Raw genomic sequence first — 23,057 nt, 5'->3', positions numbered from 1 at the left:
ACGGGCGCGACGTTTGATCGCGCAGCGATAGATCCGGATCAACCACAAGGCGTTGAAGCAGCTGATGCAGTTTTTATCCGATAGCCATGGGTGTGACGGCTGGCAAGGCGAGATGGCCGGGCGAATCCGTGCGTTCGACTGGAGCAGGACCGATCTGGGCCCGCTCGAAACCTGGCCGGCCAGCCTGTGCAGCACAGTGCAATTGATGCTGGCATCGCCGCTGCCGATGGTCATGCTCTGGGGCCATGCCGGCTACATGATCTACAACGACGCTTACTCACGATTCGCCGGCGGACGACATCCCTACCTGCTCGGATCGCCGGTGGAACTGGGCTGGCCGGAGGTGGCCGATTTCAACCGGCATGTGGTCGACACCTGTCTGGCCGGCGGCACCCTGGAATATCGCAACAAGGTCCTGGTGTTGCTGCGCGACGGCGTACCCGAGGATGTCTGGCTCGATTTGTATTACAGCCCGGTGGCCAACGATGCCGGTGTGCCTTCGGGCGTCATGGCGATGGTGGTGGAAACCACTGAACTGGTGCTGTCCGAACGCTTGCGTCAGGCCGCCGAAGACGCTTATCGCGCCGATAACGAGCGGGTGCGACTGGCATTGAATGCCGGGGCACTGCTCGGCTCCTTTGTCTGGGACGTCAGAAACAACGTACTGTCGGCCGACGAGCGTTTCGCCCGGACATTTTCCTATCCGCCTGATCAAGACCTGAGCAATCTGCCGCAGCATATCGCCGAAGCGCACATTCACCCGGACGATCGCAATTGGGTAAAGGAGTGTGTGGAGAATTCGGTCCGCACCGGCGAGCCCTACAACGCCGAGTACCGGGTGGTGCGTGCCGATGGCAGTTGTCTGTGGGTGCTCGCCAGTGGCGCTTGCGAATTCGACGAGCAGGGCCGACCGTTCCGTTTTCCCGGTGTGCTGATCGACATTAACGAGCGCAAGGCGGCTGAAGAGTCACTGCTCAAGTTCACCCGCAACCTCGAACAGCGTGTCGCGGATGAAGTCGAGGCGCGCCTCGCCGCCGAAGAGCAATTGCGCCAGTCGCAGAAACTCGAATCCATCGGCGGCCTCACCGGCGGCGTGGCTCACGACTTCAACAACCTGCTGCAAGTGATCGCCGGCAACCTGCACCTGTTGGCGCGGCATGAACCGGACAATGCCAACGTCCAGCGTCGGGTCAGCGCTTCGCTGGCGGCGGTGGAGCGTGGCGCCAAGCTGTCTTCGCAACTGCTCGCGTTTGCCCGGCGTCAGCCGCTGTCGCCGGCCGTGTGCAATCCCCGGCAAATCTTCGACGGTGTGGGCGAGTTGCTGCAACGGGCGCTGGGCGAAACCATTCAGATCGACGTACAACTGCCGGACGAACCTTGGCACATCAACGTCGATCGCAATCAACTGGAAAACGCCATTCTCAATCTGGCGATCAATGCCCGGGATGCCATGAAGGGCGAGGGCACGATTGTGCTCGGTGCCTCGAATCTCTCACTGGATCGGGCGTTCTGCTCGGGCAAAGGCATCGTGCCGGGGGATTTCGTCCGGGTTTCGGTCAGTGACAGCGGCGTGGGCATTGCCCCGCACATGCTCGAGCAGGTGTTCGAACCGTTCTTCACCACCAAGGCCGACGGCCAGGGCACCGGTCTCGGTTTGAGCATGGTGTTCGGTTTCGTCAAGCAGAGCGGCGGTCATGTCGAGATCGACAGTCGGATCGGCGAAGGCACGCGGGTGCAGTTGTACTTCCCGCGCAGCCTGCGCCCCGTGCTTGATGACTCGCCGAGCGTCAATTATCAGCAGGCGGGCGGTCACGAGACGATCCTGGTGGTCGAGGACAACGAAGCGGTGCGCACCTCGGCGGTCGAGCTGTTGCGCGAAGAAGGCTACCGCGTGCTGACGGCCGGCAACGGTGACGCGGCCATGCAGATGTTGATGGAAGGCGCTCGGGTCGACCTGATTTTCACCGACGTGGTCATGCCCGGTCTGATCAAGAGCTCCGATCTGGCGGCGTGGGCCAAGGTGCAAATGCCGCCGGTGGCCGTGCTGTTCACCTCGGGCCACACCCGCGACATCATCTCGCGCAACCACCAGCTCAGTCCCGACACCCATTTGCTCGGCAAACCCTATGGCCCCGAAGCATTGCTGCAGATGATCCGTTCCGTGCTCAGCACCTGAGCTCCAATCCCCTGACCAAGGCTGGCCGATGACTTCCAGACGCAATTCCAGTTCTGCCGCCGGCATGGTTCGCGTGCGCGGTGCCCGTGAACACAATCTGAAGAACGTGGACGTCGACATTCCTCGCGATGCACTGGTGGTGTTCACCGGCGTGTCGGGGTCGGGCAAGTCGTCGCTGGCGTTTTCAACGCTGTATGCCGAAGCCCAGCGACGCTATTTCGAATCGGTGGCGCCCTATGCGCGAAGGCTGATCGATCAGGTTGGCGTGCCGGACGTCGATTCCATCGAAGGCCTGCCGCCGGCCGTGGCCCTGCAGCAACAGCGCGGCACGCCGAGCACGCGTTCGTCGGTGGGCAGCGTCACCACGTTGTCGAGCCTGATCCGCATGCTGTACTCGCGCGCCGGCAGCTACCCACCGGGTCAGCCGATGCTGTATGCCGAGGATTTTTCACCGAACACGCCGCAGGGCGCGTGCCCGCAATGCCATGGACTGGGCCGGGTCTACGAGGTCACCGAGGCGTTGATGGTGCCGGATCCGAATCTGACCATCCGCCAGCGCGCCGTAGCCTCATGGCCGCTGGCCTGGCAGGGGCAGAACCTGCGCGACATCCTGGTGACCATGGGTATCGATGTCGATATCCCGTGGCGCAAGCTGCCGAAAAAACAGCGTGACTGGATCCTCTTCACCGAGGAAACACCAACCGTTCCGGTGTACGCCGGGCTGACGCCGGAAGAAACCCGCGTCGCCCTCAAGCGCAACATGGAGCCCAGTTATCAAGGCACCTTCACTGGCGCCCGGCGCTACATCCTGCATACCTTCACCCATTCGCAAAGTGCGCTGATGAAGAAGCGCGTGTCGCAGTTCATGATCGGCAGCCTCTGCCCGTTGTGCGATGGCAAGCGCCTCAAGCGTGAGGCGCTGTCGGTAACGTTTGCCGGGCATGACATCGGCGAGTTGTCGCGGATGTCTCTGTTGCAAGTCGCCGAGGTTTTGCGGCCGGTCGCGGACGCGAGCTGGCTGGAACACGCCGATGAAACCGGTGAAACCCTGACCCACAGCCAGACCCGCGAAGCCCGGCAGCAGCGCGTGGCCCATGGCGCCAGCGGCCACGCCAACGCGCCGGACGTGCGCCATACGCCGAACCTGTCGCTGGAAAAACGCCTGGCCGCGCAGCGCATTGCCGAGGATCTGCTGGAACGGGTCAGCACCCTGACCGATCTGGGCCTCGGTTATCTGGCCCTGGAACGCAGCACGCCGACCCTGTCGTCCGGCGAATTGCAACGCCTGCGACTGGCCACCCAACTGGGCTCGCAATTGTTCGGCGTGATCTACGTGCTCGACGAACCTTCCGCCGGCCTGCACCCGGCCGACGGCGAGGCCCTGTTCGAGGCCTTGCAGCGTCTGAAGGCCGACGGCAACAGCGTGTTTGTGGTCGAGCACGATCTGGACACCATGCGCCGGGCCGACTGGCTGATCGACGTCGGCCCGGCGGCGGGCGAAAAGGGGGGGCAGATTCTCTACAGCGGCCCGCCGCCGGGGCTGGCGGCGATCGAGCACTCGCAGACCCGCGCCTATCTGTTCGCCGAACAGCAACGGCCGACCCGCGCCGCGCGCAAACCTTCGGGCTGGCTGAAGCTCGACGGCGTCACGCGTAACAACCTGAATAACCTCAGCGCCGAGTTTCCGTTGGGCTGTTTCACCTCGGTCACCGGCGTCTCCGGTTCCGGCAAGTCGAGTCTGGTCAGCCAGGCGCTGCTGGAACTGGTCGGCGCGCAGCTCGGGCGCAGCGTCGGTGACGCCGAGCCGGAAGAGCTCAATCTGGAAGACGATACCCCGTCTGCCAGCACCGGCCAGGTCAGCGCCGGGCTGGAGTCGATCAAGCGTCTGGTTCAGGTCGATCAGAAACCCATCGGCCGCACCCCGCGTTCGAATCTGGCGACCTACACCGGGCTGTTCGACAACGTGCGCAAGTTGTTCGCCGCGACTGACGAGGCGAAAGCGGCGGGCTACGACGCCGGGCAGTTTTCCTTCAACGTCGCCAAGGGGCGCTGCCCGACCTGCGAAGGCGAGGGCTTTGTCAGCGTCGAATTGCTGTTCATGCCCAGCGTTTATGCGCCGTGCCCGACCTGCCATGGCGCGCGATACAACCCCGAAACGCTGGCCATCCTCTGGCAGGGCTTGAGCATTGCGCAGGTGCTGCAACTGACCGTGGATGAAGCGGTGGTGGTATTTGCCGAGCAACCGGCGATCCGTCGTTCACTGGAAGTGCTGCGCGACATCGGCCTCGGTTACCTGCGCCTCGGGCAACCGGCGACCGAGTTGTCCGGCGGCGAAGCCCAGCGGATCAAACTGGCCACCGAGCTGCAACGCAATCAGCGCGGCGCGACGTTGTACGTGCTCGACGAGCCTACCACCGGTTTGCATCCGCGAGACGTCGACCGCTTGTTGGAGCAACTGGACAATCTGGTGAGCGCAGGACACACGGTGATCGTGGTCGAGCATGAAATGCGCGTGGTGGCGCAGAGCGATTGGGTAATCGACATCGGTCCGGGCGCGGGGGATCAGGGCGGCCGGATCGTCGTGGCCGGGACGCCGCAGAAAGTGGCGGCGAGCAAGAAGAGCCGGACTGCGCCGTTTCTCTCCAGGGCTTTGAGCCGCTGACTGCGTCGCATGGGCCGGCCTCATCGCGGGCAAGCCCGCTCCCACAGAGTCTGAGGTGTTCACGAATTTGTGTACGGCACAAAAAACTGTGGGAGCGGGCGTGCCCGCGATGGCGGCGTATCAGGCACCGTCGAGGGTGCGACGCACCTTGTCCAGCAGTGCGCTGATTTGAAACGGCTTGACCAGCATGTCCATGCCGGCTCCGAGGAATACCTGCCGGTTGATCGCGGTTTCCGCATAACCGGTCATGAACAGGATCGGCAGCGCTTCGCGCCAGCCCCGGGCAACGTCCGCCAATTCACGGCCGGTCATGCGTGGCAGACCGACGTCGGTCAGCAGCAGGTCGATCGACGCGTCGTTCTGCAAGCGTTCCAGCGCCGTTTCGATATCACCGGCCTGGGTGCAGCGGTAACCGGCGTCTTCCAGCACTTCGGTGACGAACAGGCGTACCGCCGGCATGTCTTCGACGATCAACACATGTTCGCCCGAGCCTTGCGGATCAATGGTCACCGGGGCCACATCGACAGCGGTCGGATCGCTGGTGGCCGGCAGCATGATCGTCACTTCGGTGCCGCGTCGCGCGACGCTGCGGATGTGCGCATCGCCACCGGACTGACGGGCAAAACCGTAGATCGTCGACAGCCCCAGCCCGGTGCCCTGGCCCAGCGGCTTGGTGGTGAAGAACGGCTCGAACACCTTGTCGATCACGTTGTGCTCGATGCCGGTACCGTCATCGCGCACCGATAGCGCCACGTAGGATCCATCGGCGAGGTTCGGGTCGCCGTGGGAGTACGCCGCGTAAGTGCTGACCCAGATATTGCCGCCCCGTGGCAATGCGTCCCGGGCATTGATCACCAGATTGAGCACCGCACTTTCGAGCTGAATCGGATCGACCAGCGCGATGGCGGCTTTGGTGGTCAATTCGAGCTTGAGGGCGATGCGTTCGCCGATGGTGCGCACCAGCAATTCTTCGAGCGAGCGGACGTGTCTGTTGATGTCGACCGGACGGGTGTCGAGGGGTTGCTGACGGGCAAACGCCAACAGGCGATGGGTGAGCGAGGCCGCGCTCCTCGCCGAGTTCAGAGCCGCTTCGGCGTAGAACTGGACCTTGTCCGTTCGGCCATCGGCAACACGTTTCTGGATCAGTTCGAGGCTGGTGATGATCCCGGTCAGCAGGTTATTGAAGTCATGGGCGATGCCGCCGGTGAGCTTGCCCAGCGCATCCATTTTCTGTACTTGCAGCAGTTGCGATTCGGCGCGTACCCGGTCGGCGACTTCCTTGGCCAGTTGCGTGGTGGTGTCGTCCAGCTGCGCCAGGTGCGAGCGCTCGCGATGACGGTGTTCGGTGACGTCTTCGACGAACACCAGGCTCAGCTTCGGAGTCCGATAGGGCGAAATCTGCCATTCGGTCTCGCGGACCTCACCCTGCACGCGCATGTTCAGCGTGCCCTTCCAGCGCTCGCCGTCCACCAGTCGCAGGTGCAGTTCGTCGAGGATCGCGCTCTGATCCTCGGCAAAGCATTCGCTGAGGGTCTGCGGGTCGCGATTATCCTGGATCAGCTGGGAAAAGGCGTGATTGCACTCATGGACTTTCAGATCGGCATCGAGCACCGCGATGGGGGCTGAGACATTGACGAAGATCTCGCGGAAACGCGCCTCGCTTTCGCGTAACGCGTTCTCCGTGTCACGCACCCGCAGCAGGGTGCGTAACGTTGCCAGCAGCACGTCGGGATCGACCGGATGAATCAGGTAGGCATCGGCCCCGGCATCGAGGCCGGTGATGATGTCGCCGGTCTGGATCGACGCGGCGGACACGTGGATCACCGGAAGCAGGGCGGTGCCCGGGTCGGTGCGCAGTTTACGCACGATGTCGAACCCGCTCATGTCCGGCAGGTTGACGTCGAGGATCAGCGCATCGAGCGACTGACTGGCAATCAGGGCCAGCCCCTCGCCGCCGGTGCCGGCCTCGAGCACTTCGTAACCGTGGCGCTCCAGCCGTCGGCGCAAGGCATAGCGAGTGGCGACGTTGTCATCGACGATCAACAGACGGATGTCATGTTTCATCGACGTTCTCCTGGGCAAGTGCCAGCGGAATGATCACGAAAAAACTTGAGCCCACGCCCGGCGTACTTTCGACACCAACCTCACCACCGAGCAATTCAGCGAAGCGTTTGCACAGCGACAGGCCGAGCCCGGTGCCGCGCAGGCGTTTTTGCAGCGGTGAGTCGACCTGAGAAAAGTCTTCAAACAAGGTGCCGTGCAGCTCCGCAGCGATACCGATGCCGGTGTCGCTGACGGCGAACCGCACCTTGCCCTCACCCTCAAGACGCGCCGAGATCCGGACCTCGCCACGGGTGGTGAACTTCAGCGAGTTGGAAATGAAGTTGCGCAGGATCTGCGCCAGCTTCTTGTCGTCGGTGTAAAGACGCGGGAGGCCTACCGGCTCTTCGAAAATCAGGTCTACGGCCGTGGCATCGACAATCGGCCGGAACATCCCCCGCAGTGCGGCGAACAGGTCGAACATGTCGAACCACGCCGCAGAAATGCTGATGCGTCCGGCCTCGATCTTCGCCAGATCGAGCAGGTCGTCGACCATGTCGCTGAGTTCCCGGGCGGCGGTGCTGACAAACGCCACCTGCTTGTGTTGCTCGGGGCTGAGGGGGCCGTCGAGTTCGTCGGCGAGCAGGCTGTTGATGCTCAGGATCGAGCCCAGCGGCGTGCGGAACTCGTGGCTCATGTACGACAGAAAACGGCTTTTCAGGTCGGATGCCTGGCGCAGTTGTTCGGCCTGAGTGTCGAGTTCGGCGTACAGGGCCAGCACGCCCTGATTGGTTTCGTCGAGCTCTTCGCGCAACGCAGCGGTTTCGCTCTGCAACTGGGCGATCAACGCAGCCTGTTCGGCGTTGTTCAAGGTCGGGGACTCAGTCATGGGCGGACTCCAGGGCAACCACCAGCACGGTGACATCGTCGCGCCCGCGGCAGAAGTCGCGGTGCAGGACGGTGGCAATCACGGCGGGATGGCGATGCACCAGACCGGGGTAATCCTGAAGGTTCCAGCGGGACTGCAAGCCGTCGCTATACATGATCAATAGATGTCCGTTCACGTGAGCATAGTCAAAAGGCTGGGCTTTTCTGTATTGGCCACCGACGATGCCCGGATGCGAGGCCAGTCCGCGCGACTTGTCGGAAGCGATCAGGCTGGCACCGATGTTGCCGACACCGGTGAACGACAGACTGGCACGGCCGGCGTGAAACTGCGCGAATGCCACCGCGCCGCCCCGGCTACCGATCATCTCACGGTGCATGTCTTCCATCAGCAGCGTCGGCGCACCGAACGGATTCAAGGCAAAGGCCTTTTCACCGGCGCGGGCCGCACGCTCGGCGTCCTCGCCATGGCCCAGACCGTCGACCACCAGAGCACTGACGTCAGCGCCGTGGATCGCCAGATGCCAGACATCACCGCAGGCCGGGTCGTTGTGCAGCGAGTGTTGGCTGACACCATACGGCATATCCACCTGCCGGTCGCTGCGTGGGTATAAACGAGCCAGCAGCACCGCGCCGCGATGATCGGCAAAAACATCGAAGACATCGGCCTGGCGTGCCACGGCGCCCAGGCCGATGCCCTGAGTACCGCCGGTGGAAAAACCATCGGCCATGCACGCATCCAGATCAAAGCCCTGCGCCCGGTCGACTGCAATCATCTCGATGCCGTCGTCACCCTGACGCGGCAACAGACGCAAGTGAAGTTCGCCGTGCCCGGCATGCTTGAGCACATTGCTCGCCAGCTCCGTGGCCACCAGCGCGACGCGGCCGGCATCGCTTTCGCCAAAACCGTGTTGCTCGGCCAGACGCTGGGCCGTACGCCGGGCATGGCCGATCTGGCTGCTGTCCTCGATCACCAACACCTGGGTCAATGTCCCGCTGATGTTCATGTCCATCGGGTGATCGTTATGCGAGTGCCTTTGCCGGGCTCGGTGTCCAGTTCGAATTCATCTACCAGTCGCTTGGCCCCGGTCAGGCCCAGGCCCAGACCGCTGCCGGAGGTCCAGCCGTCGGTCATCGCCAGTTTGATGTCGGGAATACCCGGGCCTTCATCGCGAAAGGTCAGGCGCAGGCCGACCTTGTGGTTGTCATCGAGGATCTGCCAGTCCATGTCTCCGCCACCGCCATACACCATGGTGTTGCGCGCCAGTTCACTGACGGCGGTCACCAGTTTGGTCAGGTCGATCAGGCGCATGCCGCACTCGGTGGCCAGCTTGCGCGCCGTTTGCCGCGCCAGCACCACATCCTGCTCGATGTTGATCGGTTGGGTACCGCTGCTGCGCACGGTCATTGCTGGCGTACTCGTTCCTGCAGCAGTTTCATTCCGCGCTCGACGTTCAGCGCGGTGCTGACGCCCGGCAGGTAAAGACCGAGCTCCACCAGCGTGATCGCCACTGCCGGTTGCATACCGACCAGCATGGTTTCAGCGTCCATGATTTTCGACAGGCCGGAAATGGTGCCGATCATCCGGCCGATGAACGAATCGACCATGTCCAGCGCCGAGATGTCGATCAGCACGCCGCGCGCGGAGGTCTTGCTGATGCGCTCGGACAGGTCGTCTTGCAGGGTGAGGGCGAGTTGGTCATGCATGTCGACCTGGATGGTCACCAGCAGGAAGTCACCCATCTGAAGAATCGGGATACGTTCCATTGTTCAGACCGTCTTGGTGAGGGTGATGCCCAGACGGGTCAGGGCCAGCTTCAATGCGTCGGCCAGATTGGCTTTGGTGACCACGCCTTGCAGGTCGAGGCCCAGGTGCACGATGGTCTGGGCAATCTGCGGACGCACGCCGCTGATGATGCAGTCGGCGCCCATCAGACGGATCGCGGTCACGGTCTTGAGCAGGTGTTGGGCGACCAGCGTGTCGACGGTTGGCACGCCAGTGATGTCGATGATGGCGATTTCCGAGCCGGTGTCGACGATGCGTTGCAGCAGCGATTCCATCACCACTTGGGTGCGCTGTGAATCGAGGGTGCCGATCATCGGTAGGGCGAGCACGCCATCCCACAGTTTGACCACCGGGGTCGACAGCTCCAGCAGTTCTTCCTGCTGGCGCTTGATCACCGCTTCACGGGACTTCTGGAACGTGCGAATGGTGTACAGGCCGAATGCATCGAACAGTTCGGAGATTTCCCAAAGCTGTTCGGCGAGCAGGGCGGGCTGGTCCCGATAATGGTTTTGCAGCAGGGCGAACAGCGGGCCCTTGAGCGAGAAAATGAAGCTGGCGGTCTGCTGGGAATCCTGACCGAGCTGGGCGCGGCTGTGGGAGAGTTTTTCGAGGAACTGGCGCATGCCTTCCCAGCCCGGCGCGGCGATGTTGGTGCCGCTGTCGTTTTCCAGGCCACTGACCACCAGTTGCAGGAATTCGCCGGTCTGTTGCTGTATGTCGTGTTCTTTGAGGTTGCGCGTAGCGCCGGTGGTTTGAAGCCCGTTGATCCATTCGCCCAGCAGTTGAACCTGATTGTTTTTAATCGCATTAAGTGTGCTGTTCTGCAGTGCTGCCATGTGCCTGTTGCTCCATTGCGAATTGGGGGCCGGATCTTCGGAAAATGACCGGCGCGAAGTGAATGACCCTGGCCGTTCGAAATAGTTGTTCGTTCCCGCGAGGATATTTTTGATCTGCCGCAAGCAATGCACCGGTAACTCTAGTCGGCGTGGCCGCAAATGCTGATCTTTTGCTTGCAACAAGGCCCCAACGCAAAGAGGCCGCGTCCAATGGAGGCGGCCTCTTTGAGTACCTGGCGGTTACTTGCTGGGGTGTTTGGCCTGTAGCTCTTTGGCGGCGGCCAGGTGTTTTTCCAGACCGGGCAACATTTTCTGCGCAAAGGCTTTGAGTTCGGTGGCGCCTTTGACCTTGTCGTCGGTCACGGTGTTGGCTTGTTTCTTGAACAGCTCGATGGTTTCTTCGTGCGCCTTGACCTGATTGTTGGCATAGGCGGCGTCGAACGACTCATCACGGACTTCGAGTATTTTTTCCTTGGCCTGTTTGACCAGGGTCGTGGTGTCCGGCACCTCGATGTCGTTGGCCTTGGCAATTGTCGCCAGTTCATCGTTGGCCTTGCCGTGGTCGGTGATCATCATGTTGGCAAACGCTTTGATGTCGGCGGATTGGCTTTTTTCCAGCGCCAGGCGACTGGTTTCGATTTCGGCGATGCCGCCGGCCGCTGCGTTATCGACGAAATCGTTGTCGGTGGCGGCAAAGGCCGAACCCATGCCGGTGCTGAGGGCGACAGCCAGAAAGAGGTGACGCAGTTTGAATCCGTCCATTGGTGTTTCTCCACGCAGGTTTTTGTGAGCGTTATTCAATGGAGGAAGTTCGCCGACCAAAGGTTTTATCGCATTTGCGAAAGGGCGACGAACGGACACCGCTGGTCTGACAGGTGGTCGACAGAAGTGGCCAACCGAGGCCATTCTGATACCTGGCCAGCGCAATCGGTCGCGTTGGCTGCCGATCAACTGACGGAGGTGTTCCATGCCGGTGACCCATGATTTGTTACAGGACTTGAAACTGACAAAGGAAGAGATCCAGCAACGACGCACCGCGGATCCACATCTGGATGCACTGATCAACAAGTATTCCCAGGCGGACGCCGAAGTCGTCAAGGCCGAGACGGCGACCTCGGATGCACCCAGCGACGACACCCTGAAGAAACTCAAAGAGAAACGCCTGCAGGTCAAAGACAAGATCGTCGAGCAGTTGCAGGCCCGATCCTGACCGTCAGTCGCGCCACCGGCCCTCGCTGGTGAAACGACTGGAACGATAGCTGCGACCGGCACCTCGAATGTTCAGAGTCTTTACATCGCGACTCTTACCGAGGTGCCTTATGAAAGATCCTAAATTTCCCAGTGAAGAGCAGGGTGCATTCGACCCGGTTCCTACCCATCCCGAGCCCAACAGTCCGGCGCACACCGTTCGTAGTCCTGAAGAAGAACGCAAGAGCGAGGAAGTGCCGGAGGATGAGGATCCGGACAAGTTCGATCGATCCAGTAACTGATAGTCCGCCATCGCTGGCAAGTCGAATCGTCGCACCGCAGCTCCCACAGGTTTTGCGTCGTCTGCAGATTCCGCGATCAACGCAGTAACTGTGGGAGCTGGCTTGCCAGCGATGACGTCAGCCGATTCATCACAAATCTCAAAGCCTCACTTCAAGGCGGCGTCCAATGGCATCCGCGCCATGTGCGTGGCCTTCAGCGAGCCGAAATACAACCACTCGCCATACTCGCGCACGGTGGTGATCGGCGAGTAATTGCCGGCACTGGCGTCCTGCAGATTGGCGATCACTTTGCCGTCCAGATCCAGCCCCAACACGAACCCGCGTTTCTCCACCGGTTTGGGCAGCACGGTCATGGCCCGCACGATCATCTTGCGTACGAACGGGTGTTCAGCGGTGCGGTCGAGCAGCGGATTGCGCGGCGTGTACAGCGCCACCCAGAACCGATCCCGGCCATTGAAGGCGAGGTTGTCCGGCAGCCCCGGCAGGTTGTCGATGAACAGATCGTGAGTGCCGGCCTTGGGGCCGGTCAGCCAGTAGCGGCTGATGCGGTAGGCGCCGGTTTCGTTGACCAGCACATAAGCGTCTTCCGGGCCGAGGGTCACGCCGTTGGCGAACTCCAGCTTGTCCAGCAACAGGCTGGTTTTTCCGGTCTGGAAGTCGTAACGCAGCAGGCGTCCGTCGCCGCCATGTTCGATGATCGCTTCGCCATCGTGACCGTAACCCCAGCGACTCGAGGCGTCGCTGAAGTAGGCGTAGTGTCCGGACTTGTCGATCGCCACGTCATCCGTGAAGCCGAACGGCAGACCATTGGCTTCGGTGGTCAGCGCCACCAGCTGACCCTGTGCGTCGAGGGACAGCAAACCCTTGACCCCGTCGGCGATCACCAGCAAACCGTTGGGATGCCGCGCCAGCCCCAGCGGCCGGCCGCCGGTATCGGCCAGCACCTTGCGCTGCTGGCCGTCGAGGCTGGTGCGCAGCAGGCGACCGTCGTGCAGGCCGGTGATCAGAAAATCGTTTTCCAGCAGCAGCGCTTCCGGACCTTCGATATTGCTCGGCCCGACCTGTGCAACACCCTTGAGCCGCTGGTTGTCAGCGTACTGGCCTTCGCTCAGCGAGGGCGCTGGTTGCGGCGTCCATGCCACGGGCTCGACCTTGGTCGGCATGAGCAGCAGGAACGCCACAACGACGACGATCAGCAACAACACTGGATAGCGCCACTTCACACGTGAGCTCCTGCAGGGGCCAGGTGCCGGGTGGCCATGTCGCGCAGGGCGAGCATCGAAGTCGCCGATTCGCGCTCGATGCGACGCTTGAGCAGCAGATGGTTGGCGATGCGCAGGCCGATGCCCTCGAACTGGTAATCGAGGGTGCGCACGAACCGCGTGGCACCGTCGTGCGCCGAGCATTCATAGGTCAGCTGCAACGACAGACCCTGATCACCCTGAGCCCGGGCACACCAGCGCCGACCGGGCAGGTATTCGGTCACCTCCCAACTCAAATGCCCCTCGCGTCCCCCGGCATGGATGTCCTCGTCGAATCGCGCGCCGGCATGCAGCGCACCGCTCGGGCCGTCGATCTTCAGCGAAGACGGATGCCACTCCGGCCAGCGACTGACGGTGGCGGCGTAAGCGAGGACGGCGATCGGATCGCCGGCAATGTCGACGGTGTGCTGCATGCGGGTCATGGGCGTTCTCGAATCGGTAAGAGGGGCGGTTTCCGGCTCCCAGTAAAGGGTGCCGAACAGATAGTCCATCAACGGAAAAACGATATTGAAATTGCGCTCCTGCATGCGTTCGCGACGGTGGTGCAACTCATGCAGACGGCGCATCTGGCGGATCCACGGCAGCCGGGTCAGCGGGTTCTGCGGCGGCAGATGCTCGCAGGCATGAAACACCTCGTAAGTCAGGTAACCGAACACCATGCAGCCGCCAAACAACCCGGCGACGTTGCTGTTGACCTGCGCAAACAGCCACCACAGGGGCAGGGAGATTGCCAGCGTGTGCAGCACGATCAGCCAGGCCGGGAACAGGATCACCCGCCAGTCGCGGGCGCCGTCGTAGGTCATGTGGCCGGGGGTGAAGAAGCTGTGATGATCGCCGGCATGCCGGGCGTAGAACATCCGCGCGAAGCGCTTTTTGTGGTGACCGAGGTGGCGGTGCACCATGTACACGCCGAAATTGAAGAACAGCAGGGTCAGTGGCACGGCCAGCCATTCCAGCGGTTGCACCTGGTGCACGCTGCTCCAGAACGCGCCGATGGCCAGAACACCGAACAGCAGCACGAATGCGCCGTGCAGCCACGGGTTGTAGCGGGGATGGATCGCCGCCCGATAGCGGCTGCGAAATGCCTCGGTGGTCTGCCTCACTGCGCTCACCTGCGGATATTGTCGTTATCCCGGCAGCGTAGCCGATCTCGCCGTTTGTGCAGGGCCAACCTTCAGGTCACAAGTGCCATGCTCCGGTGTATGGCAGCCGTCAGCTCAACGGGTTCCAGCGCTGCGACCAGTCGTCATCGGCCTTGATCACTTCGCGCAGCAGATCGAATGCCTGTTGCAGGATCGCCGAGTCGCGGTCGCGGGAGTAGACGAGGTAGGTCGGATAGCCGAATTCCGGGGCTTTGGTCACCGGCTCCAGTGCGCCGCTTTCCAGATAGGTGCGCACCACCCGGGTCCGGAAATAGCCGCTGCCGCCGTTCTCGAGGATGTATTGCAGGGCCAGCGGGCCGAGGTTGAAACTCAGGGCGGCCTTGGCCTTTTCCGGCAGGGCGGCGTCGTGCTGGCGGCGGAAGTCCGGGCCCCAGTCGATGTACACGTAGGGCGCAGGGCGGCCGGGCGTGGTCACCAGAATCAGTTTTTCTTCCAGCACCTGCTCGACCTGCAGCCCCGGCCAGTATTCCGGTTGATAGACCAGCGCGGCATCGAGCACCCCCAGTTCGAGCTGGCGCAGCAGGTTTTCGCCGTCGCGGATGTCCATGCGCAGGGCGTGACCGGGGATTTTCTCGCGCAATTCGGCCGCCCAACTGAGCATCAGCGGGTTGCACAGGCTGACCTCGCCACCGATGTGCAGCACGTTGTGATAGCCCTCGGGCAAAGGCAGGTCGCGGCGCGCCGCTTCCCAGGTCTGCACCAGTTGATTGGCGTAGACCACGAAGGCCTCGCCGTTGGCGGTCAGGCGTGCGCCAGCACGGTTGCGCACGAAGAGAGTGCTGCCCAACTGGCTTTCGAGTTTCTGCACCCGGGCGGTGATTGCCGTTTGCGTGACGAACAGCTTTTCCGCCGCCGCGGCGAGGCTGCCGTGGCGGACGATTTCCAGAAAGGTGCGGGCGAGGTCGATGTCCATGGGCGGGCCGGTGGTTGAGGTGCGCGCATTGTACGGGCAGCCCCGGGACCGCGTCATTGTTCAGTCAGCCACTTCGACTTCATGCACCCGCGCCCATTCCTCCACCAACCGCGCCGGCGTACAGCAAGTCTTGCGCTTGTACACGAAGTTGCGGCACTTCTCGGCAAACTGATTGCGGTTGTACAGCATGTCTTCCTGCATCTCTTGCAGCTCCGCCTCGCGGCATTGGCGGATCAGCGCATGATCGACCCGCAGCTTGCGTTCGCGCACCGGCGCATAAGTCGGATCACTCAGCACACTGTTGGCCCGTTGCAGCAGCCACAGCGAAAACTCGTCCGGGCAGCGCGGGCCGATTTCCTGGACCATGCCCAGTTGCAGCGCCTGAGCAGCGCTGACCGGCAGACAGGCCTGGGTCAGTTGTTCGGCCATGGCCGGGCCGACGGCGCGGGGCAGGCTGTAGGTCCAGTATTCCGAGCCGTACAGGCCCATGCTCTTGTAGTGCGGGTTGAGCACGATGTCGGCGCGGGCAAACACGATGTCGGCCGCCAGTGCGAGCATCACACCGCCGGCACCGGCATTGCCGGTGACCCCGCTGACCACCAGTTGCCGCGCGCTGAGCAATTCTTCGCACACATCATCGATGGCCTGGATATTGGCCCAGGCTTCGGCGCCTGGATCTTCTGCGGCCTGAATCACGTTCAGGTGCACGCCGTTGGAAAAACTGCCGCGCCCGCCCTTGATCAACAGTACCTGCGTGTCGCGGGACTTGGCCCAGCGCAACGCCTCGACCATGCGCCGGCATTGTTCGGTGCTCATGGCGCCGTTGTAGAACTCCAGCGTCAGCTCGCCGACCTGGCCGGACTCGCGATAGCGGATCGGCTGATACGGCTCGTCGCTGAATGGCGCGTTGGCAATCGACCAGTCCAGCACCGGCACGTGCGCCAGTTGCCCGGCCAGTACATGCCGCGCCGGACGCTTGAAGGTTTCCTCGCCCGGTTGCGGTTTGCGTCGCAACGAGCCGATCCACAGGCTGTGATCACCGGTCGCCACCAGCACCGCGTCGTCGTGTACCGCGAGAATTTCGCCGGGCATGCCGGTGCGCTGGTCGAGGTGCGCGTCGTATACGTAATACTGTCCGCCGGCGAGACTGGCGAGTACGCCGGGCTGGCCGTCCGCCGCATCGATGCAGCGCTTGATGAAGCGCGAGCAGTCATGCCAGCTGAAGGTGCGGTCGTCCTGTTTCATGTTCGGCTGCAAACGCCCGCGCACTTTCGGATCGTTGTAATCCAGCGCCACCGGCACGAAGCCGTCGATGAATTTCTCCACCACTTCACGGATGCAACAGATCGCCGCGTCGCTGACCCGGCCGTTGTACAGCTCGGATTTGCGCAGCCCCGTTGGCAGGTTGAATTCGCAGGTGGCCCAGACCGGGCCGGCATCCATTTCTTCCACCGCTTGCAGGGCGGTCACGCCCCAGGACGGCAGCTCGCGCATGATCGCCCAATCCAGTGCGCTGGCACCGCGATCGCCGACGATGCCGGGGTGGATGATGACGACCGGGCGCTGCGGATTGCTCCACAGTGCGTGGGGCACACGGTCCTTGAGGAACGGGCAGATCACCAGGTCGGCACCGCTGTTTTCAATCTGTTCGCACACGGCGGCTTCGTCGGTGAACAGCACCACGCTCGGCGAGTGCCCGGCCTGGCGCAGGTCCAGCCATGCACGCTGAGTCAGGCCGTTGAACGCCGACGACAAAAGAATGATGTTGAGTGATCGCATGATTGTTCTTCCTTGAAAGGTCAGCCGCAGGCTCCCTGTGAGCCGTCCGTGGCTATCGATGGAGGCGCAAGGTTAGTGACTGGCGTGGCTCGCGCCACTGATCGAGATCAACGTTGTGTCAGCCAATATTGCCGTGGCGACGACGTGCCTTATTCTCAAAGGTTTGCTGATCCTGATTTTTTATTACTTCAAATGTCTCAGGCGCTATTGCACAGTCGCATCCCTGATCACCGCCGGAAGATCCCGGCGTATCCATGGATTTTCGCAGCGGGTGGAACCCGTTTTCAGGGAGTAACGCATGGGGAGTCACAACCCGCATTACCAGGTCATCGGGCAGATGTTCCAAAAGGACTACCGATGGCTGTGCGCGGCGGTCAGCCGTACGCTCGGTTGCCCGCACAGCGCACAGGACATTGCTTCGGAAACCTTTCTTCGGGTATTGGCGCTGCCCGATCCGCTGGCAATCCGCGAACCCCGCGCGCTGTTGACCACGATTGCCCGGCGGCTGGTCTATGAAGGCTGGCGCCGGCAGGATCTGGAGCGCGCTTATCTGCAAAGCCTGGCGCTGGCGCCGGAACCGGTGCATCCGTCGCCCGAGGAACGGGAATTGGTGATCGAAACGCTGCTGGCGGTGGATCGCTTGCTCAACGGCCTGTCGGCCAAGGCCAAGGCGGCGTTTCTCTACCACCAACTCGACGGCCTGACCTACAGCGAAATCGGCGAACGCCTCGGCGTGTCCACCAGCCGCGTGCAGCAATACATGGTCGAGGCGTTCAAGCGTTGCTATCAGGCGATGCAGGCATGAGGCCGGACGAAACGCTGATCGACGAAGCGGCGCAATGGATGGCGCTGCTGCAATCAGGGCATGTCAGCTTGCAGGAGCGCGCCGCCTTCGACGCCTGGCGCACGGCGGATCCACGGCATCAGCAGATCATCGAGCAAATGGGCGGCGGGCTGAGCCTGCTACGCCATTCGAACCTGCGCGGCTTGCCGCGTGAGAGTGTGTTGCACAGCCTGAATGCGCCGTCCAGTCGCCGTCGATTCCTCAGCGGCAGTTTGAGCGTGCTCGGTATCGCGGTGCTGGCCGGTTTGCTCGGTCGACGTTATGGCTGGTTGCCCGAGGCCGGCGAGTTGACTACCGGTACCGGCGAGCGTCGGGAATTCACGCTGGAGGATGGCAGCGCCCTTACGTTGAATGCCCGCAGCCGCGTGGTACCACGCTTCAACAACATCGAGCGTTTGCTGGACTTGCGCAGCGGTGAACTGCTGATCGATGTGGCGAAAAATCTGGCCCGGCCGTTTGTGGTCGAAACCGAGCATGGGCGGATGCGTGCGCTCGGGACCAAATTCCTGGTGCAGCGCGGTGACGATTCGACGCGGCTGGTGATGCTGCATTCACAGGTCGAAGTGGTCACCGCCAGCGGCGCGCGGCAAGTGGTGGAGGCGGGCGAAAGTCTGCTGTTCAACGCTCAGGAAATCCTCGCGCTGGAACCCGGCAACGGGCAGGAGAGTGCCTGGGTCCAAGGGCGGCTTGAAGTGCGTGATCGGCCCTTGAGCGAAGTCATCGACAGCCTGCGCAGCTACCGTCGCGGCATCCTGCACTTGAGCCCGGAGGTTGCCGGTCTGCGTCTCAGCGGTCTCTATCCGCTGGACGACAGCGACCGCACCCTGCAACTGCTGGAGCGTTCGTTGCCGATCCGTGTCACCTGGCACAACCCGTACTGGGTCAGCATTGAAGCGCGGTTATAAATCCATAACTTCCCGGTCTATCCGTCCCCCTATAAAAAGCGCCGTGCCGCTGCTCATTCCCTGCAGACGCCTTCAACAGGGAAGCCCCTCGATGTTCTCATTCAAACAACAACAATTGTCCCGCCTGACGCTGGCCATCGTGCTGGCGGCGGGCATGGGTCCGGTCGCCGTTCAGGCACAAGACGCCGCCGCTCAGGTCTTTACCTTCGACATTGCCGCAGGGGCCCTCGACGAGGTGCTGCTGGACATCTCGCGGCAGACCGGCGTGCCGATTTCCTTCAGCCAGAATCTGGTGCAGGGCAAGCGCAGCAGCGCGGTACGCGGCGCATTGGGTGGACGTCAGGCGGTGGAGAAAGCCCTGATCGGCAGCGGTCTGCAAGTCGAGCAGGGCACCCAGGGCCTGAGCATTCGTCAGGCCGATGCGCCGAACGCCGCGCCCGTGAAAGCCGCCGCTGTGGCGCCCGCCAGCAGCGCCGATTACCGCATGGAAAAAGTCACCGTCACCGGCTCGCGGATCGCCCGTGCGCAGAGCGATGGTGCAACCCCGGTCAATGTCATCACCCACGAAGAAATGGAGGCGCGCGGCTACAAGAACGTCTACGACGCCCTCGCCACACAAACCCAGAACACCGGCATGACCCAGGGCGAAGACTACGGCAACACCTGGCAACCGGCGGCCAGCGCCCTCAACCTGCGCGGCCTCGGCCCCAACCACACGCTGGTGCTGATCAACGGCCGACGGGTGGCCGATTACCCGACGCCGTATGACGGCAAGGTCAACTTCACCAACCTGGCGAACATTCCATCGGCGATCATTGAGCGCATCGAAGTGCTCAGCAGCGGCGCTTCGGCGATCTACGGTTCGGACGCGATTGCCGGGGTGGTGAACATCATCCTCAAAGACAAAATGAATGGCGTCGACGTCAATCTCAAGGGCGGCACCAGCGAGCGCGGAGGCGGTGACAACCAGCGCTTGCAGATCAGCGGCGGCGGCAGTTGGGGCGACTTTGACGGTTTGTTCGGACTTGAACTGACCCACCGCGATCCGATCTGGGCCGATGATCGCGGCTTCATGCAGAGCGGGCCGCTGGCGGATGTCGGCTATCGGCGCGACCTGACCAATAATCGCTATCTGGGGCCCGGCTGTGGCGCCTATCAGGGCACGTTCGACAACAAACTGTTCAACAGCGGCGGACGTTGCCGCACCGACCAGATGTACAACGATTACTGGACGGTGCAGACGCAAAAGGAAAACTACGACGGCTACACCCGTGGCACCTGGCATTTCAGCGACAGTGGTCAGGTCTTCGCCGACCTGATGTACGGCCTCGATCACATCCAGAACAACACACGCGGCCCCAGCTTCACCTCGCCGGACTTCATCAACCAGAACAGCGGCAATCTGGAGCGCTGGTACCGCCGCTTCGGCGAAGAGGAAATCGGTGGGCGCACCAGCAACAACAGCAAGTGGCGCGACACCTCGTGGACCGGCACCCTGGGCCTTTCGGACAAGATTGCCGACACCGGTTGGAACTATGAACTGGCGGCCAACCGCTCGGAATACAAAAGCGTGCGCACCACGCGTTACACGCCGCTGTCGTCGATTCAGGATTTCTACCTCGGCCCGCAACTGGGCATCCGCGACGGTTACCCGGTTTTCGCGCCGGATGCCTCGCGCCTCGACCGGCCACTGACAACCCAGGAGTGGGAGCAGTTTCGCGGCAATCTGACGCAGAGCAGCAAGTCGGTTTCCACCAGCTACAACGCGTCGGTCAACGGCGAGTTGTTTGATCTGCCGGCTGGCCCGGTGGGGTTCGCCGGGGTGCTGGAGGCGGGCAAGCAGGAATACCGCATCGATCCGGATGACAGCCTCAACGACGGCAGTTTCTACGGAGTGACCCCGGCGCAAAGCTCCGGCGGCTCGCGCAAGCGTTACGCGGCGGGGGGCGAGTTCAGCATTCCGGTCACCGACACGGTGCTGGCGACAGCGGCGGGGCGCTGGGACCAATACAAATTCAGCGGCCGCACCGAACAACAGAAAACCTACAACCTTGGCCTGGAATGGCGGCCGGTAAACAGCCTGCTGGTGCGCGGCAGCTACGGCACCAGTTTCCGCGCCCCGGACCTGAACTACATCTATCAGTCCGACAGCAACGGCTACTACCCGGCGCAGATCGACTATTACGGTTGCAGCCAGGGCGTGGAGGGCGCCTGTGATCGCGGGCGGGTCGATTACACCCAGAGCGGCACGGCGGATCTGGAATCCGAACGCGGCAAATCCTGGACCTACGGTTTCGTCTGGTCACCGTCGCGCAATTTCGATTTCTCCACCGATTTCTGGCGGGTGGAGATCGATGACCTGCTGACCACCGTCGACGAAAACCGTCTGCTGCAGCAAGAGAACGAATGCCGCAATGGCACCCAGGACATCAACTCGGCCAACTGCCAGTCGACCCTGGCGCGCGTCGATCGCAATCCCGGCAATGCGGCCGTCGATCCCAATCAGTTGCAGCGGGTGCGGGTGAATGCGATCAACGCCGCCAGCGAACGGGTCAGCGGCCTGGACTTCAAGAGCAACATCCGCTGGGGCGCCGGGCAGTACGGTGCGTTCAGTTCGGCGCTGGGCTACACCCTGGTGCTCTCGCATTACTACAAGGAATCGGACGAAGCCCCGACCCAGGACTGGCGCACCTCGCGTACCAACTACGACTGGCGCAGCAAGGTCAACGCCAGCCTGACCTGGGATTACCAGAAGGCCACGGCAACATTGATGGGGATTCGCTACGGCTCGGTCACCAACGGCGCGGGCGACGGGCGTCTGTCGCCGTGGACGGTGTTCAACGCCAGTGCACGCTACAAGCTCAACGACCGGGCAAGCGTCGGGCTGACCGTGAACAACGTGCTCAACCAGGTCAAGCATGACGACTCGGCGGGGTGGCCGTATTACCCGACCGGCAACTACGACCCGTACGGGCGCCAGTGGTGGCTGGATGTGAGTTATCACTTCGGGAGTTGAATACGTAATGACGCCCGACAACGTCCTACGGAAGTTGCCGGGTTTCATGTGAAAGCAGGGATATTTCCGACGACTTTTTCAGGTTGGTCGTCGGAAGCGTGATCTATAGCATCGGCGATGACATTGAAGTCGTTAACGGCCTGATTACTCAGGCCTCTGATAATGGATTGATCATGCGAACTGCACACCTCGAATACGAAACGCCGGCTTATTCCGCACGCCAACAGTGGCGCGATGACCGTGCCAGGTGCCCCATGGAGGATGTCGCGTTGCCCAGCGCAAAAGTAACCCGGTTGGCGGGCTTGAAGAAGGTTGAGGGCAAACCTGTCGAATTGCTCGTGCATGGCCGGAACATCGGTGATGACGCCCTGCTGATTGTTCACCTTACCGATGAAGGTTTCGAGTTGAACGACGTCGTCGACATGCTTTCAACCTCCGAGCTTTACCAGCAAGGCGACGTGGTCAAACTCATCACTGGCAAGTCGGTCAGAACGGTACGGCGGCTGCTGAAGGAAGGCAAACCGGTACGGCTTGACCCGCAGCAGAGTGTCATCGCCTACCAATATGCATTGGTGCTGGAGTTGGCCATTCGGGCCTTCGGGGGGCAACCACGGGCGGAGGACTGGCTGCAGAAACCCTCTACCTATTTTCACGGTCATGTGCCGCTGGAGTTGACCCTGCATCCATTGGGTTTTCAGATGGTCGAGCAGTATTTGCAGCAGCTTATCTACGGGGTTTACCCATGAACCCCTTGCCGTGGGACAAGCATTGGTATGCCTGGCGGCTGGATCCCGAGGTTTACGGAGGCACGTGGGACAGCGGGATTGGATCGAAGCTGAAAGGCGGTCGCTGGAATATACCCGGACGACGCGTCGTCTACGCCTCAGTCGATCCTTCCTCGGCCATTCTGGAGGTGGCAGCCAACCGCAGTTTTGATGCCCTGGACCGCGAACCTTATGTATTGACGTGCTTTGAGGTCATCAGCGACGCGAAGGTGAAAATCGTGCAGCCCGAAGAGGTGCCGAACCCTTACTGGCTGAGCCCTGCACAGCCTTCACCCAATCAGCAATTGTTCGCCGACGCGTTGCTGGCCGAGCACCCGTTTGTACTGATTCCGTCGGCGGCAACCCGCCATTCGTGGAACTTGCTGGTGAGCTGCGACCTGGCAGAAGGGCAGTTCAGGATGGTCTCGCAGGAGCGGTTCGGCCTCGATACCCGCTTACTCGCGGAAATGGCGTTGGTCTGATGAAGCGTCATGCTGCATTTTGCATAACCTCAGCACCCAACGGTCTAAATCGCG

The 23,057-nt window shown here is 62.2% G+C and carries 20 protein-coding genes; 9 read left to right on the top strand and 11 right to left on the bottom strand.

The window, feature by feature from the left end; genetic code table 11:
- Nucleotides 1-64 precede the first annotated feature (64 nt).
- Together CAF77_RS06530 and CAF77_RS06525 are read left to right on the top strand one after the other, a co-directional pair.
- On the top strand, nucleotides 65-2,176 hold the full coding sequence (locus CAF77_RS06530; RefSeq protein WP_064381275.1) for a PAS domain-containing sensor histidine kinase: 2,112 nt from the start codon (nucleotides 65-67) through the stop codon (nucleotides 2,174-2,176).
- 28 nt (nucleotides 2,177-2,204) lie between these two features.
- On the top strand, nucleotides 2,205-4,838 hold the full coding sequence (locus tag CAF77_RS06525; protein ID WP_064381277.1) for an excinuclease ABC subunit UvrA: 2,634 nt from the start codon (nucleotides 2,205-2,207) through the stop codon (nucleotides 4,836-4,838).
- Nucleotides 4,839-4,958: 120 nt separating this feature from the next.
- Here the strand turns inward: CAF77_RS06525 and CAF77_RS06520 are convergent, their stop codons facing one another.
- From CAF77_RS06520 to CAF77_RS06490, 7 genes are all read right to left on the bottom strand, one after another.
- Nucleotides 4,959-6,902 (bottom strand): response regulator, encoded by a 1,944-nt coding sequence (locus CAF77_RS06520; protein WP_064381279.1) that lies wholly within the window; start codon nucleotides 6,900-6,902, stop codon nucleotides 4,959-4,961.
- The gene (locus CAF77_RS06515; RefSeq protein ID WP_011334521.1) at nucleotides 6,892-7,767 is read right to left on the bottom strand and encodes a sensor histidine kinase KdpD; all 876 of its coding nucleotides are present in this window, start codon (nucleotides 7,765-7,767) and stop codon (nucleotides 6,892-6,894) included. The genes CAF77_RS06520 and CAF77_RS06515 overlap by 11 nt, the downstream gene beginning before the upstream one ends.
- Nucleotides 7,760-8,770: an ATP-binding protein gene (locus CAF77_RS06510; protein WP_064384089.1), complete on the bottom strand. Its 1,011-nt coding sequence runs from the start codon at nucleotides 8,768-8,770 to the stop codon at nucleotides 7,760-7,762. Before CAF77_RS06510 ends, CAF77_RS06515 begins: the two co-directional genes overlap by 8 nt.
- Nucleotides 8,767-9,171, bottom strand: coding sequence for an anti-sigma regulatory factor (locus tag CAF77_RS06505; protein ID WP_011334519.1), 405 nt, complete (start codon nucleotides 9,169-9,171; stop codon nucleotides 8,767-8,769). Before CAF77_RS06505 ends, CAF77_RS06510 begins: the two co-directional genes overlap by 4 nt.
- Complete coding sequence (locus CAF77_RS06500) at nucleotides 9,168-9,530, bottom strand: STAS domain-containing protein (RefSeq protein ID WP_011334518.1); 363 nt, start codon at nucleotides 9,528-9,530, stop codon at nucleotides 9,168-9,170. The genes CAF77_RS06505 and CAF77_RS06500 overlap by 4 nt, the downstream gene beginning before the upstream one ends.
- Nucleotides 9,531-9,533: 3 nt before the next feature.
- On the bottom strand, nucleotides 9,534-10,385 hold the full coding sequence (locus CAF77_RS06495) for an STAS domain-containing protein (protein ID WP_064381281.1): 852 nt from the start codon (nucleotides 10,383-10,385) through the stop codon (nucleotides 9,534-9,536).
- 240 nt (nucleotides 10,386-10,625) lie between these two features.
- Entirely contained in the window at nucleotides 10,626-11,147 is a 522-nt protein-coding gene (locus CAF77_RS06490; protein WP_064381282.1) for a DUF4142 domain-containing protein, read from the bottom strand.
- 205 nt (nucleotides 11,148-11,352) lie between these two features.
- Here CAF77_RS06490 and CAF77_RS06485 point away from each other — a divergent pair, with 205 nt between their 5' ends.
- Both CAF77_RS06485 and CAF77_RS29305 read left to right on the top strand, forming a co-directional pair.
- Nucleotides 11,353-11,595: a YdcH family protein gene (locus CAF77_RS06485; protein ID WP_039768852.1), complete on the top strand. Its 243-nt coding sequence runs from the start codon at nucleotides 11,353-11,355 to the stop codon at nucleotides 11,593-11,595.
- Nucleotides 11,596-11,704: 109 nt separating this feature from the next.
- Nucleotides 11,705-11,875: a hypothetical protein gene (locus CAF77_RS29305; protein WP_170928923.1), complete on the top strand. Its 171-nt coding sequence runs from the start codon at nucleotides 11,705-11,707 to the stop codon at nucleotides 11,873-11,875.
- A 146-nt stretch (nucleotides 11,876-12,021) separates the two neighbouring features.
- Here the strand turns inward: CAF77_RS29305 and CAF77_RS06480 are convergent, their stop codons facing one another.
- The 4 genes from CAF77_RS06480 to CAF77_RS06465 form a co-directional block, all read right to left on the bottom strand.
- Entirely contained in the window at nucleotides 12,022-13,038 is a 1,017-nt protein-coding gene (locus CAF77_RS06480; protein ID WP_371915535.1) for an SMP-30/gluconolactonase/LRE family protein, read from the bottom strand.
- A gap of 56 nt (nucleotides 13,039-13,094) precedes the next feature.
- The gene (locus CAF77_RS06475) at nucleotides 13,095-14,240 is read right to left on the bottom strand and encodes a sterol desaturase family protein (RefSeq protein ID WP_064381286.1); all 1,146 of its coding nucleotides are present in this window, start codon (nucleotides 14,238-14,240) and stop codon (nucleotides 13,095-13,097) included.
- Between the two features lie 109 nt (nucleotides 14,241-14,349).
- Complete coding sequence (locus tag CAF77_RS06470) at nucleotides 14,350-15,213, bottom strand: LysR family transcriptional regulator (RefSeq protein WP_041475306.1); 864 nt, start codon at nucleotides 15,211-15,213, stop codon at nucleotides 14,350-14,352.
- Nucleotides 15,214-15,273: 60 nt separating this feature from the next.
- Nucleotides 15,274-16,992, bottom strand: a complete 1,719-nt coding sequence (locus CAF77_RS06465; RefSeq protein WP_064381288.1) for a hydrogenase maturation protein — start codon at nucleotides 16,990-16,992, stop codon at nucleotides 15,274-15,276.
- A 298-nt stretch (nucleotides 16,993-17,290) separates the two neighbouring features.
- On the opposite strand from CAF77_RS06465, the gene CAF77_RS06460 reads away from it, so the two are divergent.
- From CAF77_RS06460 to CAF77_RS06440, 5 genes are all read left to right on the top strand, one after another.
- The gene (locus CAF77_RS06460) at nucleotides 17,291-17,797 is read left to right on the top strand and encodes a sigma-70 family RNA polymerase sigma factor (RefSeq protein ID WP_011334510.1); all 507 of its coding nucleotides are present in this window, start codon (nucleotides 17,291-17,293) and stop codon (nucleotides 17,795-17,797) included.
- Nucleotides 17,794-18,741: a FecR domain-containing protein gene (locus CAF77_RS06455; protein ID WP_064381289.1), complete on the top strand. Its 948-nt coding sequence runs from the start codon at nucleotides 17,794-17,796 to the stop codon at nucleotides 18,739-18,741. The genes CAF77_RS06460 and CAF77_RS06455 overlap by 4 nt, the downstream gene beginning before the upstream one ends.
- A gap of 91 nt (nucleotides 18,742-18,832) precedes the next feature.
- On the top strand, nucleotides 18,833-21,757 hold the full coding sequence (locus tag CAF77_RS06450) for a TonB-dependent receptor (protein ID WP_064381291.1): 2,925 nt from the start codon (nucleotides 18,833-18,835) through the stop codon (nucleotides 21,755-21,757).
- Nucleotides 21,758-22,011: 254 nt separating this feature from the next.
- Nucleotides 22,012-22,503: an antitoxin Xre/MbcA/ParS toxin-binding domain-containing protein gene (locus CAF77_RS06445; RefSeq protein WP_011334507.1), complete on the top strand. Its 492-nt coding sequence runs from the start codon at nucleotides 22,012-22,014 to the stop codon at nucleotides 22,501-22,503.
- Nucleotides 22,500-23,003, top strand: coding sequence for an RES family NAD+ phosphorylase (locus CAF77_RS06440; protein ID WP_011334506.1), 504 nt, complete (start codon nucleotides 22,500-22,502; stop codon nucleotides 23,001-23,003). The genes CAF77_RS06445 and CAF77_RS06440 overlap by 4 nt, the downstream gene beginning before the upstream one ends.
- The last annotated feature ends 54 nt before the right edge of the window (nucleotides 23,004-23,057 follow it).

This window comes from Pseudomonas sp. R15(2017), from assembly GCF_002112685.1.
Classification (GTDB): Bacteria; Pseudomonadota; Gammaproteobacteria; order Pseudomonadales; family Pseudomonadaceae; genus Aquipseudomonas; species Aquipseudomonas glycinae.
This window is presented reverse-complemented; position numbering and strand designations above follow the sequence as displayed.

Excerpts from the sequence above, each read along its gene's own strand:
- CAF77_RS06515 (WP_011334521.1), bottom strand. The coding sequence starts at position 7,767 with ATGACTGAGTCCCCGACCTTGAACAACGCCGAACAGGCTGCGTTGATC.
- CAF77_RS06500 (WP_011334518.1), bottom strand. The coding sequence starts at position 9,530 with ATGGAACGTATCCCGATTCTTCAGATGGGTGACTTCCTGCTGGTGACC.
- CAF77_RS06450 (WP_064381291.1), top strand. The coding sequence starts at position 18,833 with ATGTTCTCATTCAAACAACAACAATTGTCCCGCCTGACGCTGGCCATC.
- CAF77_RS06510 (WP_064384089.1), bottom strand. The coding sequence starts at position 8,770 with ATGAACATCAGCGGGACATTGACCCAGGTGTTGGTGATCGAGGACAGC.
- CAF77_RS06505 (WP_011334519.1), bottom strand. The coding sequence starts at position 9,171 with ATGACCGTGCGCAGCAGCGGTACCCAACCGATCAACATCGAGCAGGAT.
- CAF77_RS06525 (WP_064381277.1), top strand. The coding sequence starts at position 2,205 with ATGACTTCCAGACGCAATTCCAGTTCTGCCGCCGGCATGGTTCGCGTG.
- CAF77_RS06460 (WP_011334510.1), top strand. The coding sequence starts at position 17,291 with ATGGGGAGTCACAACCCGCATTACCAGGTCATCGGGCAGATGTTCCAA.
- CAF77_RS06520 (WP_064381279.1), bottom strand. The coding sequence starts at position 6,902 with ATGAAACATGACATCCGTCTGTTGATCGTCGATGACAACGTCGCCACT.
- CAF77_RS06495 (WP_064381281.1), bottom strand. The coding sequence starts at position 10,385 with ATGGCAGCACTGCAGAACAGCACACTTAATGCGATTAAAAACAATCAG.
- CAF77_RS06530 (WP_064381275.1), top strand. The coding sequence starts at position 65 with ATGCAGTTTTTATCCGATAGCCATGGGTGTGACGGCTGGCAAGGCGAG.
- CAF77_RS06470 (WP_041475306.1), bottom strand. The coding sequence starts at position 15,213 with ATGGACATCGACCTCGCCCGCACCTTTCTGGAAATCGTCCGCCACGGC.
- CAF77_RS06455 (WP_064381289.1), top strand. The coding sequence starts at position 17,794 with ATGAGGCCGGACGAAACGCTGATCGACGAAGCGGCGCAATGGATGGCG.
- CAF77_RS06445 (WP_011334507.1), top strand. The coding sequence starts at position 22,012 with ATGGAGGATGTCGCGTTGCCCAGCGCAAAAGTAACCCGGTTGGCGGGC.
- CAF77_RS06480 (WP_371915535.1), bottom strand. The coding sequence starts at position 13,038 with ATGCCGACCAAGGTCGAGCCCGTGGCATGGACGCCGCAACCAGCGCCC.
- CAF77_RS06490 (WP_064381282.1), bottom strand. The coding sequence starts at position 11,147 with ATGGACGGATTCAAACTGCGTCACCTCTTTCTGGCTGTCGCCCTCAGC.
- CAF77_RS06465 (WP_064381288.1), bottom strand. The coding sequence starts at position 16,992 with ATGCGATCACTCAACATCATTCTTTTGTCGTCGGCGTTCAACGGCCTG.
- CAF77_RS29305 (WP_170928923.1), top strand. The coding sequence starts at position 11,705 with ATGAAAGATCCTAAATTTCCCAGTGAAGAGCAGGGTGCATTCGACCCG.
- CAF77_RS06485 (WP_039768852.1), top strand. The coding sequence starts at position 11,353 with ATGCCGGTGACCCATGATTTGTTACAGGACTTGAAACTGACAAAGGAA.
- CAF77_RS06440 (WP_011334506.1), top strand. The coding sequence starts at position 22,500 with ATGAACCCCTTGCCGTGGGACAAGCATTGGTATGCCTGGCGGCTGGAT.